We start from the raw sequence: 15723 nt of genomic DNA, 5'->3' as shown, positions 1-15723 counted from the left end.
GCGACGGGCCTGGCGCGTGGCGCCGGGCCCGGGCATGCCGGGCCGGGATTTCTATGTTCTACCCAGCCGTCGGCAAGAATGCAAACCGGGCGGCTTACGCCGAAGTGCGCGGGAAGCTTTCGTCGTTACGCAGGGTCAGGATCTCGTAGCCGTCGGCGGTGACCAGCACGGTGTGCTCCCACTGCGCGGACAGCTTGCGGTCCTTGGTGATGGCGGTCCAGCCATCGCCCAGCAGGCGGGTTTCCGGACGGCCCTGGTTGATCATCGGCTCGATGGTGAAGATCATGCCTTCCTTCAGTTCCAGGCCGGTGCCGGCGCGGCCGTAGTGCAGCACCTGGGGCTCCTCGTGGAACACCTTGCCGATGCCGTGGCCGCAGTACTCGCGCACCACGGAGAAGCCATTCTTCTCGGCGTACTTCTGGATCACCTCGCCGATGTCGCCCAGGCGCGCGCCCGGCTTGACCACGGCGATGCCCTTGTACATGCATTCCTGGGTGATCTGGCAGAGGCGGTCAGCCCATTCCGGGGTCTTGCCGACCAGGAACATCTTGCTGGTGTCGCCGTGGTAGCCGTCCTTGATCACGGTGATATCGAGGTTGACGATATCGCCTTCCTTGAGCGGCTTGTCGTTGGGGATGCCGTGGCACACCACGTGGTTGATCGAGGTGCAGATCGACTTGGGGAAGCCCTTGTAATTCAGCGGCGCCGGGATGGCCTTCTGCACGTTGACGATGTAGTCGTGGCAGATGCGGTCCAATTCGTCGGTGGTGACGCCGGGCTTGACGTGCTCGCCGATCATTTCCAGCACTTCGGCGGCCAGACGGCCGGCGACGCGCATTTTCTCGATGTCTTCGGGCGTCTTGATGGTAACGGTCATGCGACTTCTCTTCAGGCGCTGCGTACGCGCGGGTGAATAAGAGGAATACGCAAGTCTATCAGACTTGGGCGCCTGCTATATAAAGGCGAAACGGGGCGCAGGGGTGGTGCCGGATATCTGTTCGGGTTTCGCTGGGGCCGAGGTTGTGGTATAAAGCGCCCCGCTTCGAAGGCTACGGCTGTTTCGAGGCATAAACCCACACATGCATCGACACGATGGCCTGGGTGCCTTTCGACTGGTTCGGAGGGTTGGCCGTTGGGATGCATGGAGGCCTAACCCGACTTATCGAGGAACTATCATGTCCCAAGTCAATATGCGCGATATGCTGAAGGCCGGTGTGCACTTCGGCCACCAGACCCGTTACTGGAACCCGAAAATGGGCAAGTTCATTTTCGGCGCGCGCAACAAGATCCACATCATCAACCTCGAAAAAACCCTGCCGATGTTCAACGAGGCCCTGACCTTCGTTGAGCGCCTGGCCCAGGGCAAGAACAAGATCCTTTTCGTCGGCACCAAGCGTTCCGCCGGCAAGATCGTTCGCGAAGAAGCTGCCCGTTGCGGCATGCCGTACGTCGACCACCGTTGGCTGGGCGGCATGCTCACCAACTACAAGACCATCCGTCAGTCGATCAAGCGTCTGCGCGAGCTGGAAACCCAGGCTCAGGACGGCACCTTCGCCAAGCTGACCAAGAAAGAAGCTCTGATGCGCTCCCGTGATCTGGAAAAACTGGATCGCAGCCTGGGCGGCATCAAGGACATGGGCGGCCTGCCGGACGCTCTGTTCGTGATCGACGTCGACCACGAGCGCATTGCTATCACCGAAGCCAACAAGCTGGGCATCCCGGTCATCGGCATCGTCGATACCAACAGCAGCCCGGAAGGCGTTGACTATGTTATCCCGGGTAACGACGACGCCATCCGCGCCGTACAGCTGTACCTGGGCTCCATGGCCGAAGCCGTACTGCGTGGCAAGAGCGCCGGTGGCGTGTCTGCTGACGAGTTCGTAGAAGAAGCGCCGGCCGACTCCGCCGAAGGCTGATTCCAGGACGTCCAGACGTCCTACGGTGCGCAGGAAGGGGGCTAGGCCCCCTTTTTGCCACCCTGTAAATTCCGCCCGGGCATCCGGGCGATCTGGTTTTGAGAGCAACTCAAGAGGATTTCGAAATGGCAGAAATTACTGCAGCACTGGTCAAGGAACTGCGTGAGCGTACCGGCCAGGGCATGATGGAGTGCAAGAAGGCCCTGGTAGCCGCCGAAGGCGATATCGAGAAGGCCATCGACGACATGCGCGCTTCCGGCGCCATCAAGGCCGCCAAGAAGGCTGGCAACATCGCCGCCGAAGGCTCCATCGCCGTTAAAGTGGCTGACGACGCCAAGGCCGCCACCATCATCGAAGTCAACTCGCAGACCGACTTCCTGGCCCTGCAGGACGACTTCAAAGGCTTCGTGGCTGCCAGCCTGGGCAAGGCTGTTGCCCAGAAGCTGACCGACGCCGCTCCGCTGATCGCGGAACAAGAGCCGGCCCGTGAAGCCCTGGTCGCCAAGTGCGGCGAAAACGTCAACATCCGTCGTCTGGCTCGCGCCGAAGGTGACGTGGTTGGCGCCTACCTGCACGGCCACCGCATCGGCGTTCTGGTCACCCTGAAGGGCGGCAACGCTGACCTGGCTCGCGACATCGCCATGCACATCGCTGCCAGCAACCCGCAGTTCCTGGATCCGTCGCAGGTTTCCGAAGAAGCCGTTGCCAAAGAGAAGGAAATCTTCCTCGCTCTGAACGCCGACAAGATCGCCGGCAAGCCGGAAAACATCGTCGAGAACATGGTCAAAGGCCGTATCTCGAAGTTCCTGGCCGAAGCCAGCCTGGTCGAGCAAGCGTTCGTCAAGGATCCGGAAGTCAAGGTCGGTGACCTGGCCAAGAAAGCCGGCGCCGAAATCGTTTCCTTCATTCGTTATGAAGTAGGCGAAGGCATCGAGAAAGTCGAAGCTGACTTCGCTGCCGAGGTTGCTGCTCAAGTAGCCGCTTCCAAGCAGTAATAGACGGTCTCGCGACTGTCGCCCCGCAAGAGGCTGCCCGCTAACGCGCGCGGCCTCTTTGCCAAACTGGGGAAGCCAAATGGGGCGGCTTCCACGGCGCAGGCCCGCACGGCGGGTTAACGGCGCCGTAAGCGTGGCGAGTCCATGCTTCCAAACCAAGGCGCCGTGGGCGCCAAGCATTCAATCGCCGCAGGAGAAATAGGTCATGGCTCAGCAGCTGAGCGCTCGTCAACCTCGCTATAAACGCATTCTTCTAAAACTGAGCGGCGAAGCCCTGATGGGGGCCGAGGAATTCGGTATCGACCCCAAGGTGCTTGATCGGATGGCCCTGGAAATCGGCCAGCTCGTGGGTATCGGTGTCCAGGTCGGCCTGGTCATCGGTGGTGGCAACCTGTTCCGTGGCGCGGCGCTGTCCGCTGCGGGCATGGATCGCGTCACTGGCGACCACATGGGCATGCTCGCCACCGTGATGAACGGTCTGGCCATGCGTGATGCCCTGGAGCGCTCCAACATTACCGCCATCGTCATGTCGGCCATTTCCATGGTGGGCGTCACCGATCATTACGATCGCCGCAAGGCCATGCGCCATCTGAAAAGCGGTGAGGTCGTGATCTTCTCCGCCGGTACCGGCAACCCGTTCTTCACCACTGACTCCGCTGCCTGCCTGCGTGCCATTGAAATAGATGCTGACGTAGTGCTGAAGGCGACCAAGGTGGACGGCGTGTACACTGCCGACCCGTTCAAGGACCCGAATGCCGAGAAATTCGAACGTCTGACGTACGATGAAGTGCTCGATCGCAAGCTGGGTGTGATGGACCTTACCGCCATCTGCCTGTGCCGGGACCAGAAAATGCCGCTGCGCGTGTTCAACATGAACAAGCCCGGTGCGCTGCTGAATATTGTTGTAGGTGGTGCTGAAGGCACCCTGATCGAGGAGGATTGAGATGATCAACGAGATCAAGAAGGAAGCACAGGATCGCATGGGCAAAACCCTGGAAGCCCTGGGTCATGCCTTCGCCAAGATTCGTACCGGCCGTGCTCACCCGAGCATCCTGGATAGCGTCATGGTGTCCTACTACGGTTCCGACACCCCGCTGCGCCAGGTCGCCAACATCACCGTGGAAGATTCCCGTACCCTGGCCCTGAGCGTGTTCGACAAGAGCATGATCCAGGCTGTCGAGAAGGCCATCATGACCTCCGACCTGGGTCTGAACCCGGCAACCGCCGGCACCACCATCCGCGTTCCGATGCCGGCCCTGACCGAGGAAACCCGCAAGGGCTTCACCAAGCAGGCCCGCGCCGAAGCGGAGCAGGCTCGCGTGTCCGTGCGCAACATCCGCCGCGATGCCCTGGCGCAGCTGAAGGACCTGCAGAAAGAGAAGGAAATCAGCGAGGACGACGAGCGCCGCGCCGGTGACGATATCCAGAAGATCACTGACAAGTTCGTCGCCGACATCGAAAAGGCCCTCGAGGCCAAGGAAGCGGATCTGATGGCCGTCTGACGGCCGGGCTCTCGTCATGGAAAAGACCAAGCAGGTGACGCCCGTGCCCCGGCACGTGGCAATCATCATGGACGGCAACAACCGTTGGGCGAAAAAACGCCTGATGCCCGGTGTCGCCGGGCATAAAGCGGGTGTGGATGCGGTCCGCGCGGTGATCAAGACCTGCGCCGAGGCGGGCGTCGAAGTGCTGACGCTGTTCGCCTTCTCCAGCGAGAACTGGCAGCGCCCGGCCGATGAGGTCGGCGCGCTGATGGAGCTGTTCCTCATGGCCTTGCGCCGTGAGGTGCGCAAGCTCAGTGCCAATGGCATCCGCCTGCGCATCATTGGTGATCGCAGCCGTTTCGCTCCCGAACTGCAGGCGGCAATGCGCGAGGCGGAAAACCTGACCGCCAATGGCTCCGCCATGCTGCTGCAGGTAGCGGCCAACTACGGTGGCCAATGGGATATCACCCAGGCTGCCCAGCGCTTGGCCCGCGAGGTGCAGGCCGGTCACCTGGCGCCGGACGAGATCACCCCGGAGCTGATCCAGGGTTGTCTGTCCACCGGCGATCAGCCGTTGCCCGACCTGTGCATCCGTACGGGTGGCGAGCGCCGGATCAGCAACTTCCTTCTCTGGCAGCTGGCTTATGCCGAGCTGTATTTTTCCGATCTCTACTGGCCCGACTTCAAGTGTGATGCCATGCAGGCTGCGCTGGTCGACTACGCCTCTCGCCAGCGTCGCTTCGGCAAGACCAGCGAGCAGGTCGAGGCCGAGGCTCCTCCGACATGTTGAAACAACGAATCATCACGGCGCTGATCCTGTTGCCGGTCGCGCTGGGTGGTTTCTTCCTCCTCGATGGCGCGGCGTTCTCGCTGTTCATCGGTCTGGTGGTCAGCATCGGCGCCTGGGAATGGGCGCGCCTGGCTGGTTACAACGAGCAGGCTGCACGGGTTGGCTATGCCGGCGTGGTGGTAGCGCTGATGCTCATCCTCTCCTGGGTGCCGCAACTGGCCGGGGCCGTGCTGGTACTGGCGCTACTCTGGTGGCTGCTGGCGACCGCCATGGTGCTGACCTATCCCGATAGTGCATCCAGCTGGGGTGGTCGCTGGCGCCGCCTGTTGATCGGTCTGCTGATCCTGGTGCCGGCCTGGCAGGGGCTGGTGTTGCTCAAGCAATGGCCGCTGGCCAACTGGCTGATCGTCGCCGTGATGGTGTTGGTCTGGGCGGCCGACATTGGCGCCTATTTCTCCGGCAAGGCCTTCGGCAAGCGCAAGCTGGCTCCGCGGGTCAGCCCCGGCAAGAGCTGGGAAGGTTTCTACGGCGGCCTGGCGCTGAGCCTTGCAATTACTGTCGTGGTGGCGATCTATCGCGACTGGACCGTGCGTGAGCTGCTGCTGGCCCTGCCGTGCGCCGCCATCGTGGTCGCTCTGTCGGTGGTCGGTGACCTGACCGAGAGCATGTTCAAGCGCCAATCGGGCCTCAAGGACAGCAGCAACCTGCTGCCGGGGCATGGTGGCGTGCTTGATCGCATTGACAGTCTGACGGCGGCGATCCCGGTGTTCACCGCGCTGCTGTGGGCCGTGGGCTGGGGCGCGCCGTGAACGCTCCGCAGTGGATCAGCGTACTGGGGGCGACCGGTTCCATCGGTCTCAGCACCCTGGATGTAGTGGCCCGGCATCCGGATCGCTATCGAGTCTTTGCCCTCAGTGGCTTCTCGCGACTCGCGGAGCTGGAGGTGCTCTGCCAGCGGCATCGCCCGCGTTTCGCCGTGGTGCCGGACGCTGATCAGGCCAGGCACCTGCAGGGTGGCCTGCAGGCGGCGGGGCTGGATACCCGCGTGCTCGTCGGCGAGGCGGGGCTCTGCGAGATCGCCGGTCATCCGGAGGTGGATGTCGTCATGGCGGCCATCGTCGGTGCCGCCGGGCTGCAGCCCACGCTGGCTGCAGTCGAGGCCGGCAAGCGGGTGTTGCTGGCCAACAAGGAAGCGCTGGTGATGTCCGGCGCGCTGTTCATGGACGCCGTCCGCGCCAGTGGCGCCGTGCTGTTGCCCATCGATAGCGAACACAATGCGATCTTCCAGTGCATGCCGTCGGACTATGCGCGCGGACTCGGTCAAGTCGGGGTGCGCCGGATTCTGTTGACGGCCTCGGGCGGCCCTTTCCGCGAGACGCCTCTGGAAGCTTTGTCGGACGTTTCCCCGGAGCAGGCCTGCGCTCACCCCAACTGGTCGATGGGACGGAAGATATCCGTCGATTCCGCCAGCATGATGAACAAGGGGCTGGAGCTGATCGAGGCTTGCTGGCTGTTCGATGCGCCGCCCTCGAAGGTCGAGGTGGTGATTCATCCACAGAGCGTCATTCACTCTCTGGTGGACTACGTGGATGGTTCGGTGCTGGCGCAGTTGGGTAACCCGGACATGCGGACACCCATCGCCCATGCGCTGGCCTGGCCGCAGCGGATCGATTCCGGTGTCTCGCCGCTGGACCTGTTCGCTATTGCACGGCTGGATTTCTGCCCGCCGGACGAGCAGCGTTTCCCTTGCCTGCGCCTGGCCCGGCAGGCGGCCGAAGTCGGTGGCAGCGTCCCGGCCATGCTCAATGCGGCCAACGAAATCGCGGTGGCGGCTTTCCTCGAGCGACGCATCCGCTTTACCGAGATCGCGGTTATCATCGAAGACGTGCTGAACCGCGAGTCGCATACCCCGGTCGAATCCCTCGATGCGGTGCTCGCGGCGGACCGGCGTGCACGTGACGCCGCTCAGGCGTGGTTGCAGGAACGCGGGCGTTGATGCCCAGGAGGTAGCGATGAGCGCCCTATACATGATCGTCGGCCTGGTGGTCGCACTGGGTGTGCTGGTTACCTTTCACGAATTCGGGCACTTCTGGGTGGCGCGCCGCTGCGGGGTGAAGGTCCTGCGTTTCTCCGTGGGCTTCGGTACCCCACTGGTCCGCTGGCATGATCGCCAGGGCACCGAGTTCGTCGTGGCCGCCATTCCGCTGGGCGGTTACGTGAAAATGCTCGATGAGCGCGAGGGGGAGGTTCCCCCGGAGTTGCTCGAGCAGGCCTTCAATCGCAAGCCGGTGTTCCAGCGTATCGCCATCGTCGTTGCCGGGCCCGTGGCCAACTTCCTCCTGGCGATCCTGTTCTTCTGGGTGCTGGCCATGCTGGGCAGCCAGCAGATCAAGCCGGTCATCGGCTCCGTTGTTGCTGACAGCCCTGCGGCGCTCGGCGGTCTGGCCGCGGGCCAGGAAGTGGTGGCGGTCGACGGCAAGGCCGTGGATGGCTGGAACGGCGTCAACCTGCAATTGGTGCGTCGTCTTGGCGAGACCGGCGAACTGAGCGTCTCCGTGCTCGAGCAGGGCTCTTCCGTGCCGGTCATGCATCAACTGCAGCTCAATGCCTGGCTCAAGAGCGCCGACAATCCCGACCCCATCGCGGGGCTGGGGATCCTGCCCTGGCGTCCTGCCATTGCGCCGGTATTGGCGGAACTGGACGAGAAGGGGCCGGCCAAGGCCGCCGGGCTCAAGATCGGGGATCGTCTGCTGAGTGTCGATGGGCAGTTGGTGGACGACTGGCAGCAGGTAGTGGACAAGGTCCGGGCTCGCCCTGAGGCACGTGTGGTGCTGGGTATCCAGCGCGACGCCCAGCGGCAGGAAATAGCGCTGACCCTGGCGGCGAAAGGTGAGGGCAAGGCTCGCACTGGATACCTGGGGGCGGGGGTCGCGGCGGGTCAATGGCCGGCGGACATGCTTCGCAAAATCAGCTACGGACCGGTGGACGCAGTCGGGCAGGCACTCTCTCGAACCTGGTCGATGAGCCTGCTAACCCTAGATTCTCTAAAGAAAATGGTGCTCGGACAGCTCTCGGTAAAAAACTTGAGCGGGCCGATAACCATTGCTAAAGTGGCGGGCGCTTCAGCCCAGTCGGGCGTGGGGGACTTTCTTCATTTCCTCGCCTATCTGAGCATCAGTTTGGGGGTTCTCAACCTGTTGCCGATTCCCGTCCTCGACGGCGGGCATCTGCTGTTCTACGTGGTCGAGTGGGTGCGAGGTCGCCCACTGTCGGAGCGGGTCCAGGCTTGGGGGATGCAAATTGGCATCAGCCTGGTGGTTGGGGTCATGTTGTTGGCCCTGGTCAACGATCTGAGTCGACTGTAACCCGCCATTGAATTCCGGATCTGCCGCCACCTGCGGCAGATTCTTTATTTGTCAGTTGGAATAAAAGGACTCCATGAAACGCTTTCTGCTATCCGCGGCCCTTTCCGCGCTGATGATCGCCCAGGTTCACGCCGAGTCCTTCACTGTCTCCGACATCCGGGTCAATGGTCTGCAGCGCGTTTCCGCCGGTAGCGTGTTCGCCGCCCTGCCGCTGAACGTGGGGGAGCAGATTGACGACCGTCGCCTGGTCGAGGCGACCCGCTCGCTGTTCAAGACCGGCTTCTTCCAGGACATCCAGATCAGCCGCGACGGCAATGTGCTGATCGTCAACGTGGTCGAGCGTCCGTCGATCTCCAGCATCGAGATCTCCGGCAACAAGGCCATCACCACCGAAGACCTGATGAAGGGCCTGAAGCAGTCGGGCCTGGCCGAAGGCGAGATCTTCCAGCGCGCGACCCTCGAAGGTGTGCGTAACGAGCTGCAGCGCCAGTACGTGGCCCAGGGCCGCTACTCCGCCGAGATCGAAACCGAGGTGGTCCCGCAGCCGCGCAACCGCGTCGCCCTGAAGATCACCATCAACGAAGGCACCGTGGCGGCTATCGCCCACGTCAACGTTGTAGGCAACACCGTCTTCTCCGAGGAAGACCTGACCGATCTGTTCGAGCTGAAGACGACCAACTGGCTGTCCTTCTTCAAGAACGACGACAAGTATTCCCGCGAAAAACTCTCCGGCGACCTGGAGCGTCTGCGCTCCTACTACCTGGACCGTGGCTATATCCACATGGATATCGCCTCGACTCAGGTCTCCATCACGCCGGACAAGAAACACGTCTACATCACCGTCAACGTCAACGAAGGCGAGAAGTACACCGTTCGCGACGTGAAGCTCTCCGGCGACCTGAAAGTGCCGGAAGACGATATCAAGAAGCTGTTGCTGGTGAAGAAAGGCCAGGTCTTCTCGCGCAAGGTGATGACCACCACGTCCGACCTGATCACCCGCCGTCTGGGTAACGAGGGCTATACCTTCGCCAACGTCAACGGCGTGCCGGAGCCCCATGACGACGACAAGACCGTTTCGATCACCTACGTGGTCGATCCGGGCAAGCGCGCCTACGTCAACCGCATCAACTTCCGTGGCAACACCAAGACCGAGGACCAGGTACTCCGTCGCGAGATGCGCCAGATGGAAGGAGGCTGGGCTTCGACCTACCTGATCGATCAGTCCAAGCAGCGCCTGGAGCGTCTGGGCTACTTCAAGCAAGTCAACGTCGAGACACCGGCCGTGCCGGGCACCGACGACCAGGTAGACGTCAACTACAGCGTGGAAGAGCAGCCGTCCGGCTCCATCACCGCCAGCGTCGGTTTCGCCCAGAGCGCCGGCCTGATCCTCGGTGGCTCGATCAGCCAGAACAACTTCCTGGGTACCGGTAACAAGGTCAGCATCGGTCTGACCAAGTCCGACTACCAGACCCGCTACAACTTCGGCTTCGTCGATCCCTACTGGACCGTCGACGGCGTGAGCCTTGGCTACAACGCCTTCTACCGCAAGACCGACTACAGCAACCTGAACGTCGACGTTTCCAGCTACTCGGTCAACAGCTACGGTGCCGGCGTCAGCATTGGCTACCCGATCAGCGAAACCTCGCGCCTGACCTATGGCCTGACCGCGCAGCGGGACCAGATCGATACCGGCATCTATACCGTCGACGAGATCTTCGACTTCATCCAGAAGGAAGGCGACACCTTCACCAACTACAAGGCGTCGGTCGGCTGGTCCGAGTCGACCCTGAACAAGGGCGTGCTGGCCAACCGTGGTCACTCGCAGAGCCTGGTGCTGGAGTCCACCGTTCCGGGCAGCGACCTGTCGTTCTACAAGCTCGACTACCGCGGCCAGCTCTTCGCGCCGCTCACCGAAAACTACACCATGCGCTTCCACACCGAGCTCGGCTACGGTGATGGCTATGGCTCCACCGACAGCCTGCCGTTCTACGAGAACTACTATGCGGGTGGCTTCAACTCGGTGCGTGGCTTCAAGGACAGCTCTCTCGGCCCACGCAGTACACCGAGTGTGGCCGATCCGGCAACCACGCCGCCAGGCACCAGTGGCCCCGATGCCAAGGGTCGTTACACCGACCCGGATCAGAGCCCGCAAGCCTTCGGTGGTAACATCCTGATCACCGGTGGTGCGGAAATCCTGTTCCCGCTGCCGTTCGTGAAGGATCAGCGCCAGCTGCGCAGCACAGTGTTCTGGGATGTGGGTAACGTGTTCGATAGCAAATGCCCGATCTCCACCACCCAGGGCTGCGATGGCGTCAAGTTCAATGACATGGCTATGTCCGCCGGTGTGGGCCTGACCTGGATCACCGCGCTGGGTCCGCTGAGCTTCGCCCTGGCAACCCCGATCAAGAAACCGCAGAACGCCGAAACCCAGATCTTCCAGTTCTCCCTGGGTCAGACTTTCTAATTGGCCGTATCGTTGTAATGACAACCAAGCTTTGTGCAGGAGTGCATTGTGCGTAAGTTGACCCAGTTCGTTCTGATCACCGCTGCCCTGATGGCGAGCCCTGCGTTCGCCGACATGAAGATTGCGGTGCTCAACTATCAGATGGCACTCCTCGAGTCGGATGCGGCCAAGCAATATGCCGTGGATGCCGAGAAGAAGTTCGGTCCCCAGTTGAACAAGCTGAAGGCGCTGGAAAGCGACGCCAAGACGCTGCAGGACAAGCTGGTCAGCGGCGGCAGCAAGATGTCCCAGTCCGAGCGTGAAAAGGCCGAGAACGACTTCAAGCAGAAGGCCCGTGACTTCCAGTTCCAGTCCAAGGAGCTGAACGAGGCCAAGGCCGTCGCCGACCGCGACATGCTGAAGAAGCTCAAGCCGAAGCTGGACCAGGCCGTCGAGGAAACCATCAAGAAGGGTGGCTATGACCTCGTGGTCGAGCGTGGTGCCGTGGTGGACGTGAAGCCGCAGTACGACATCACCCGCCAAGTCATCGAGCGCATGAACCAGCTGCGCTGATGATGACCGAGCTGTCCTTTACCCTCGCTGAACTGGCTGCGCAGCTCGATGCCGAGCTGCGTGGCGATCCCGCTCTAGTCGTTCGCGGCCTGGCAACCCTTCAGGAAGCCGGCGAGGACCAACTGAGCTTCCTGGCCAATCCGCAGTACCGCAAGTTCCTGCCTGAGTGCAAGGCGGGTGCAGTGCTGCTGACGGAGGCCGATGCCGAAGGCTTCACCGGCAACGCGCTGATCGTCGCCAACCCCTATCTGGCCTACGCCGGCCTGTCGCACCAGTTCGACCGCAAGCCCAAGGCTCCAGTCGGCATCCATCCGACTGCGGTGGTCGACGAGGCTGCCCAGGTCGATCCAGCCGCGAGCATCGGTCCCTATGCGGTGATCGAGGCTGGTGCGCTGATCGGCGCAGGCGTCACCATCGGCGCCCATTGCTTCGTCGGCGCGCGCAGTGTGATCGGCGAGGGCGGCTGGCTGGCTCCGAGAGTGACCCTGTACCACGACGTACGCATCGGCAAGCGCGTGGTGATCCAGTCCGGCGCCGTGCTGGGAGGGGAAGGCTTCGGCTTCGCCAACCACAAGGGCGTCTGGCAGAAGATCGCGCAAATTGGCGGTGTGACCGTTGGCGATGACGTCGAGATCGGCGCAAATACCACGATCGACCGCGGTGCGCTGTCCGATACCCTGGTGGGCAATGGCGTGAAGCTGGACAACCAGATCATGATCGCCCACAACGTGCAGATCGGTGACCACACCGCGATGGCGGGCTGCTGCGGGATTTCCGGCAGCGCCAAGATCGGCAAGCATTGCATGCTCGCCGGTGGTGTCGGTCTGGTTGGCCACATCGAGATCTGCGACAACGTCTTCGTCACCGGGATGACCATGGTGACCCGTTCGATTACCGAACCGGGTTCCTACTCGTCCGGTACCGCCATGCAGCCGGCCGGCGAATGGAAGAAGAGCGCCGCTCGCATTCGCCAGCTGGATGACATGGCCCGTCGTCTGCAGCAGCTGGAAAAGCGTCTGGCTGCCGTGACCCCAAGCGGAGACGCTCCATCTGATGCGTGATCAGCGCATTTTTTGGCGTTTCCCTTTTCTGAACAGGCTTCCCTGAACATGATGGACATCAACGAGATTCGCGAATACCTGCCTCATCGCTACCCCTTCCTGCTGGTGGATCGGGTGGTGGAGCTGGACATCGAAGGCAAGCGCATTCGCGCCTACAAGAATGTCAGCATCAACGAGCCGTTCTTCAATGGCCATTTCCCGCAACACCCGATCATGCCGGGCGTGCTGATCATCGAAGCCATGGCCCAGGCGGCCGGTATCCTCGGCTTCAAGATGCTCGACGTGAAGCCGGCCGACGGCACCCTGTATTACTTCGTCGGCTCCGACAAGCTGCGCTTCCGCCAGCCGGTGCTGCCGGGTGACCAGCTGCAGCTGCATGCCCAGTTCATCAGCGTCAAGCGCGGCATCTGGAAGTTCGACTGCCACGCCACCGTCGATGACAAGCCGGTATGCTCGGCTGAAATCATCTGTGCGGAACGCAAACTATGAGTTTGATCGATCCTCGCGCCATCATCGACCCGCGCGCAAAACTGGCTGACGACGTAGAGGTGGGCCCCTGGTCCATCGTCGGGCCGGATGTGGAGATCGGAGAAGGTACGGTGATCGGTCCGCACGTGGTGCTCAAGGGCCCCACGAAGATCGGCAAGCACAATCGCATCTTTCAGTTCTCCAGCGTCGGCGAGGACACTCCCGACCTGAAGTACAAGGGCGAGCCGACTCGCCTGGTGATCGGCGACCACAACGTGATCCGCGAGGGTGTAACCATCCATCGCGGCACCATCCAGGATCGTTCGGAAACCACAATCGGGGACCACAACCTGCTCATGGCCTATGTGCATATCGGCCATGACAGTGTGATCGGCAACCATTGCATTCTGGTGAACAACACGGCGCTGGCCGGCCATGTGCACGTGGATGACTGGGCGATCCTGTCCGGTTACACCCTGGTGCATCAGTTCTGCCGCATCGGCGCGCACAGCTTCACCGGTATGGGCAGTGCGATCGGCAAGGACGTTCCGGCCTATGTGACCGTCTTTGGCAACCCTGCCGAAGCCCGCAGCATGAACTTCGAAGGCCTGCGCCGTCGTGGCTTCAGTGCCGAGGCCATCCACGCGCTGCGTCGGGCCTACAAGGTGGTCTACCGCCAGGGGCTGACGGTAGACGAGGCCCTGGCCGAGCTGGTCGAGGTTTCGGAGCAGTTCCCGGAGGTAGCGGTATTCCGCGACTCCATCCAGAGCTCCACCCGCGGCATCACCCGCTGACCATGCAATCGACCGTACGCAAGCTGCGCGTCGCCCTGGTCGCGGGCGAGGCGTCCGGCGATATCCTCGGCTCCGGCCTGATGCAGGCGCTCAAGCAGCGTCACCCCGACATCGAGTTCATCGGTGTCGGCGGTCCGCGCATGCAGGCTGAAGGGTTGCAATCGCATTTCCCGATGGAACGCCTGGCCGTCATGGGCCTGGTCGAGGTGCTCGGCCGCCTGCGCGAACTGCTGCGCCGGCGCAAGGACCTCGTCCAGATGCTGATCGCGGCCAAGCCGGACGTATTCATCGGCATCGACGCGCCGGACTTCAACCTGAACATCGAATTGAAGCTGCGCCACGCGGGCATCCGCACGGTGCACTACGTCAGCCCGTCGGTCTGGGCCTGGCGGCAGAAGCGCGTGCTGAAGATCAAGGAAGCCTGCGATCTGATGCTCGCGCTCTTCCCCTTCGAGGCGCGATTCTACGAAGAGCATGCAGTACCGGTGCGCTTCGTCGGCCATCCGCTGGCCAATACCATTCCCCTGGAAGCCGACCGCGCGGGTGCGCGTGAACGACTTGGCCTGCCGCAGGACGCCAGTGTCGTAGCCCTGCTGCCGGGCAGCCGGGGAGGGGAGGTCGGCAAGCTCGGCGCGCTGTTCCTCGATACGGCCCAACGTCTGCTTCAAGACCGCTCCGGCCTGCGTTTCGTGCTGCCCTGCGCCAGTCCGGAGCGTCGTGCCCAGATCGAAGAAATGCTGGTCGGTCGCGATCTGCCGGTGCAGTTGCTCGACGGTGCTTCTCATGAAGCCCTGGCGGCCTGCGATGCGGTCCTGATCGCCTCCGGCACCGCCACGCTGGAGGCGCTGCTGTACAAGCGACCGATGGTTGTCGCCTACAAGGTGGCGCCGATGACCTATCGCATCCTCAAGCGGCTGGTGAAGAGCCCCTATATTTCCCTGCCGAACCTGCTGGCCGGGCGTTTGCTGGTGCCTGAACTGATCCAGGATGCGGCGACGCCCGAGGCGCTGGCCACTACCCTGCTGCCGCTGCTGGACGACGGCAGTGTGCAGACTGAACCCTTCGACGCCATCCATCGCGCCCTGCGCCAGGATGCGTCGGCGCAGGCCGCCGAAGCGGTGCTCGCCCTGGTGGAGAAACGCTGATGCAGATGGGCCTGGACTTCACCCTGGTGGAAGAGTTGGTCGCGGGTGTCGACGAAGTCGGTCGTGGTCCGCTGTGTGGCCCCGTGGTCACGGCGGCGGTAATCCTCGATCCGGCGCGCCCGATCAAGGGTCTCAACGACTCCAAGAAGCTCAGCGAAGCGCGCCGCGAGGCGCTGTTCGACGAGATCCGCGAGAAGGCACTGGCCTGGTGCATCGCCCGTGCGGACGTGCACGAGATCGACCAACTGAACATCCTCCACGCCACCATGCTGGCGATGCAGCGTGCGGTCGAAGGCCTGAGTGTGACGCCGAAACTGGCGCTGATCGACGGCAACCGCTGCCCCAAGCTGAAGGTGCCTTCCGCGCCGGTCGTGCAGGGCGACGCCAAGGTGCCGGCCATCGCCGCCGCCTCGATCCTGGCCAAGGTCAGCCGCGACCGAGAGATGCAGGAAATGGAGGCGATGTACCCCGGCTACGGTATCGGTGGGCACAAGGGTTACCCGACCCCGGTGCACCTGGAAGCCCTCCGGCGCCTGGGCCCGACGCCGATCCATCGCCGCTCCTTCGGACCGGTGCGCGCCCTGCTGGAAAATCCTGCCGGCATCCTGTAACACGCTGTTATTACTCTGGAATTCCTCGCGGCCAGCGGCCCGTCGGTGACTTGAATCACCCGGCGCGACGGCTGGCCC

At 62.7% G+C, this 15723-nt stretch carries 16 protein-coding genes; 15 read left to right on the top strand and 1 reads right to left on the bottom strand.

Features of this window, described 5'->3' with window-relative positions; all coding sequences use genetic code 11:
* Positions 1-94: 94 nt before the first annotated feature.
* Entirely contained in the window at positions 95-877 is a 783-nt protein-coding gene (map, locus tag GA645_RS21005) for a type I methionyl aminopeptidase (protein WP_152225043.1), read from the bottom strand.
* A 298-nt stretch (positions 878-1175) separates the two neighbouring features.
* Between map and rpsB the strand changes: the two genes are divergently transcribed.
* The 15 genes from rpsB (at position 1176) to rnhB (ending at position 15645) form a co-directional block, all read left to right on the top strand.
* Complete coding sequence (rpsB, locus tag GA645_RS21000) at positions 1176-1916, top strand: 30S ribosomal protein S2 (protein ID WP_152225041.1); 741 nt, start codon at positions 1176-1178, stop codon at positions 1914-1916.
* Between the two features lie 125 nt (positions 1917-2041).
* Positions 2042-2911, top strand: coding sequence for a translation elongation factor Ts (gene tsf, locus GA645_RS20995; protein WP_152225039.1), 870 nt, complete (start codon positions 2042-2044; stop codon positions 2909-2911).
* A 205-nt stretch (positions 2912-3116) separates the two neighbouring features.
* Positions 3117-3854: a UMP kinase gene (gene pyrH / locus GA645_RS20990; RefSeq protein ID WP_152225037.1), complete on the top strand. Its 738-nt coding sequence runs from the start codon at positions 3117-3119 to the stop codon at positions 3852-3854.
* Between the two features lies 1 nt (position 3855).
* Positions 3856-4413: a ribosome recycling factor gene (gene frr, locus GA645_RS20985; RefSeq protein WP_152225035.1), complete on the top strand. Its 558-nt coding sequence runs from the start codon at positions 3856-3858 to the stop codon at positions 4411-4413.
* 16 nt (positions 4414-4429) lie between these two features.
* On the top strand, positions 4430-5185 hold the full coding sequence (uppS, locus tag GA645_RS20980) for a polyprenyl diphosphate synthase (RefSeq protein ID WP_152225033.1): 756 nt from the start codon (positions 4430-4432) through the stop codon (positions 5183-5185).
* Positions 5179-5994 carry a phosphatidate cytidylyltransferase gene (locus GA645_RS20975; RefSeq protein WP_152225031.1) on the top strand — a complete coding sequence of 272 codons (816 nt, stop codon included), beginning with the start codon at positions 5179-5181 and terminating at the stop codon, positions 5992-5994. Before uppS ends, GA645_RS20975 begins: the two co-directional genes overlap by 7 nt.
* Positions 5991-7181, top strand: coding sequence for a 1-deoxy-D-xylulose-5-phosphate reductoisomerase (ispC, locus tag GA645_RS20970; protein ID WP_152225030.1), 1191 nt, complete (start codon positions 5991-5993; stop codon positions 7179-7181). Before GA645_RS20975 ends, ispC begins: the two co-directional genes overlap by 4 nt.
* Positions 7182-7197: 16 nt before the next feature.
* A complete protein-coding gene (rseP, locus tag GA645_RS20965; protein ID WP_152225027.1) occupies positions 7198-8550 on the top strand; it encodes an RIP metalloprotease RseP in 1353 nt (450 codons plus the stop codon).
* 73 nt (positions 8551-8623) lie between these two features.
* On the top strand, positions 8624-11014 hold the full coding sequence (gene bamA / locus GA645_RS20960; RefSeq protein WP_152225025.1) for an outer membrane protein assembly factor BamA: 2391 nt from the start codon (positions 8624-8626) through the stop codon (positions 11012-11014).
* Positions 11015-11062: 48 nt separating this feature from the next.
* Positions 11063-11566: an OmpH family outer membrane protein gene (locus GA645_RS20955; RefSeq protein ID WP_152225023.1), complete on the top strand. Its 504-nt coding sequence runs from the start codon at positions 11063-11065 to the stop codon at positions 11564-11566.
* Positions 11566-12627, top strand: a complete 1062-nt coding sequence (gene lpxD / locus GA645_RS20950) for a UDP-3-O-(3-hydroxymyristoyl)glucosamine N-acyltransferase (RefSeq protein WP_152225021.1) — start codon at positions 11566-11568, stop codon at positions 12625-12627. The genes GA645_RS20955 and lpxD overlap by 1 nt, the downstream gene beginning before the upstream one ends.
* Before the next feature lie 48 nt (positions 12628-12675).
* Entirely contained in the window at positions 12676-13116 is a 441-nt protein-coding gene (gene fabZ, locus GA645_RS20945) for a 3-hydroxyacyl-ACP dehydratase FabZ (RefSeq protein ID WP_152225019.1), read from the top strand.
* On the top strand, positions 13113-13889 hold the full coding sequence (lpxA, locus tag GA645_RS20940) for an acyl-ACP--UDP-N-acetylglucosamine O-acyltransferase (protein ID WP_152225017.1): 777 nt from the start codon (positions 13113-13115) through the stop codon (positions 13887-13889). The genes fabZ and lpxA overlap by 4 nt, the downstream gene beginning before the upstream one ends.
* A 2-nt stretch (positions 13890-13891) precedes the next feature.
* Positions 13892-15034 (top strand): lipid-A-disaccharide synthase, encoded by a 1143-nt coding sequence (gene lpxB, locus GA645_RS20935; protein WP_152225015.1) that lies wholly within the window; start codon positions 13892-13894, stop codon positions 15032-15034.
* On the top strand, positions 15034-15645 hold the full coding sequence (gene rnhB, locus GA645_RS20930; protein WP_152225012.1) for a ribonuclease HII: 612 nt from the start codon (positions 15034-15036) through the stop codon (positions 15643-15645). Before lpxB ends, rnhB begins: the two co-directional genes overlap by 1 nt.
* Positions 15646-15723: the final 78 nt, after the last annotated feature.

The sequence above is a fragment of the Pseudomonas sp. SCB32 genome (assembly GCF_009189165.1).
Classification (GTDB): Bacteria; Pseudomonadota; Gammaproteobacteria; order Pseudomonadales; family Pseudomonadaceae; genus Pseudomonas.
This window is presented reverse-complemented; position numbering and strand designations above follow the sequence as displayed.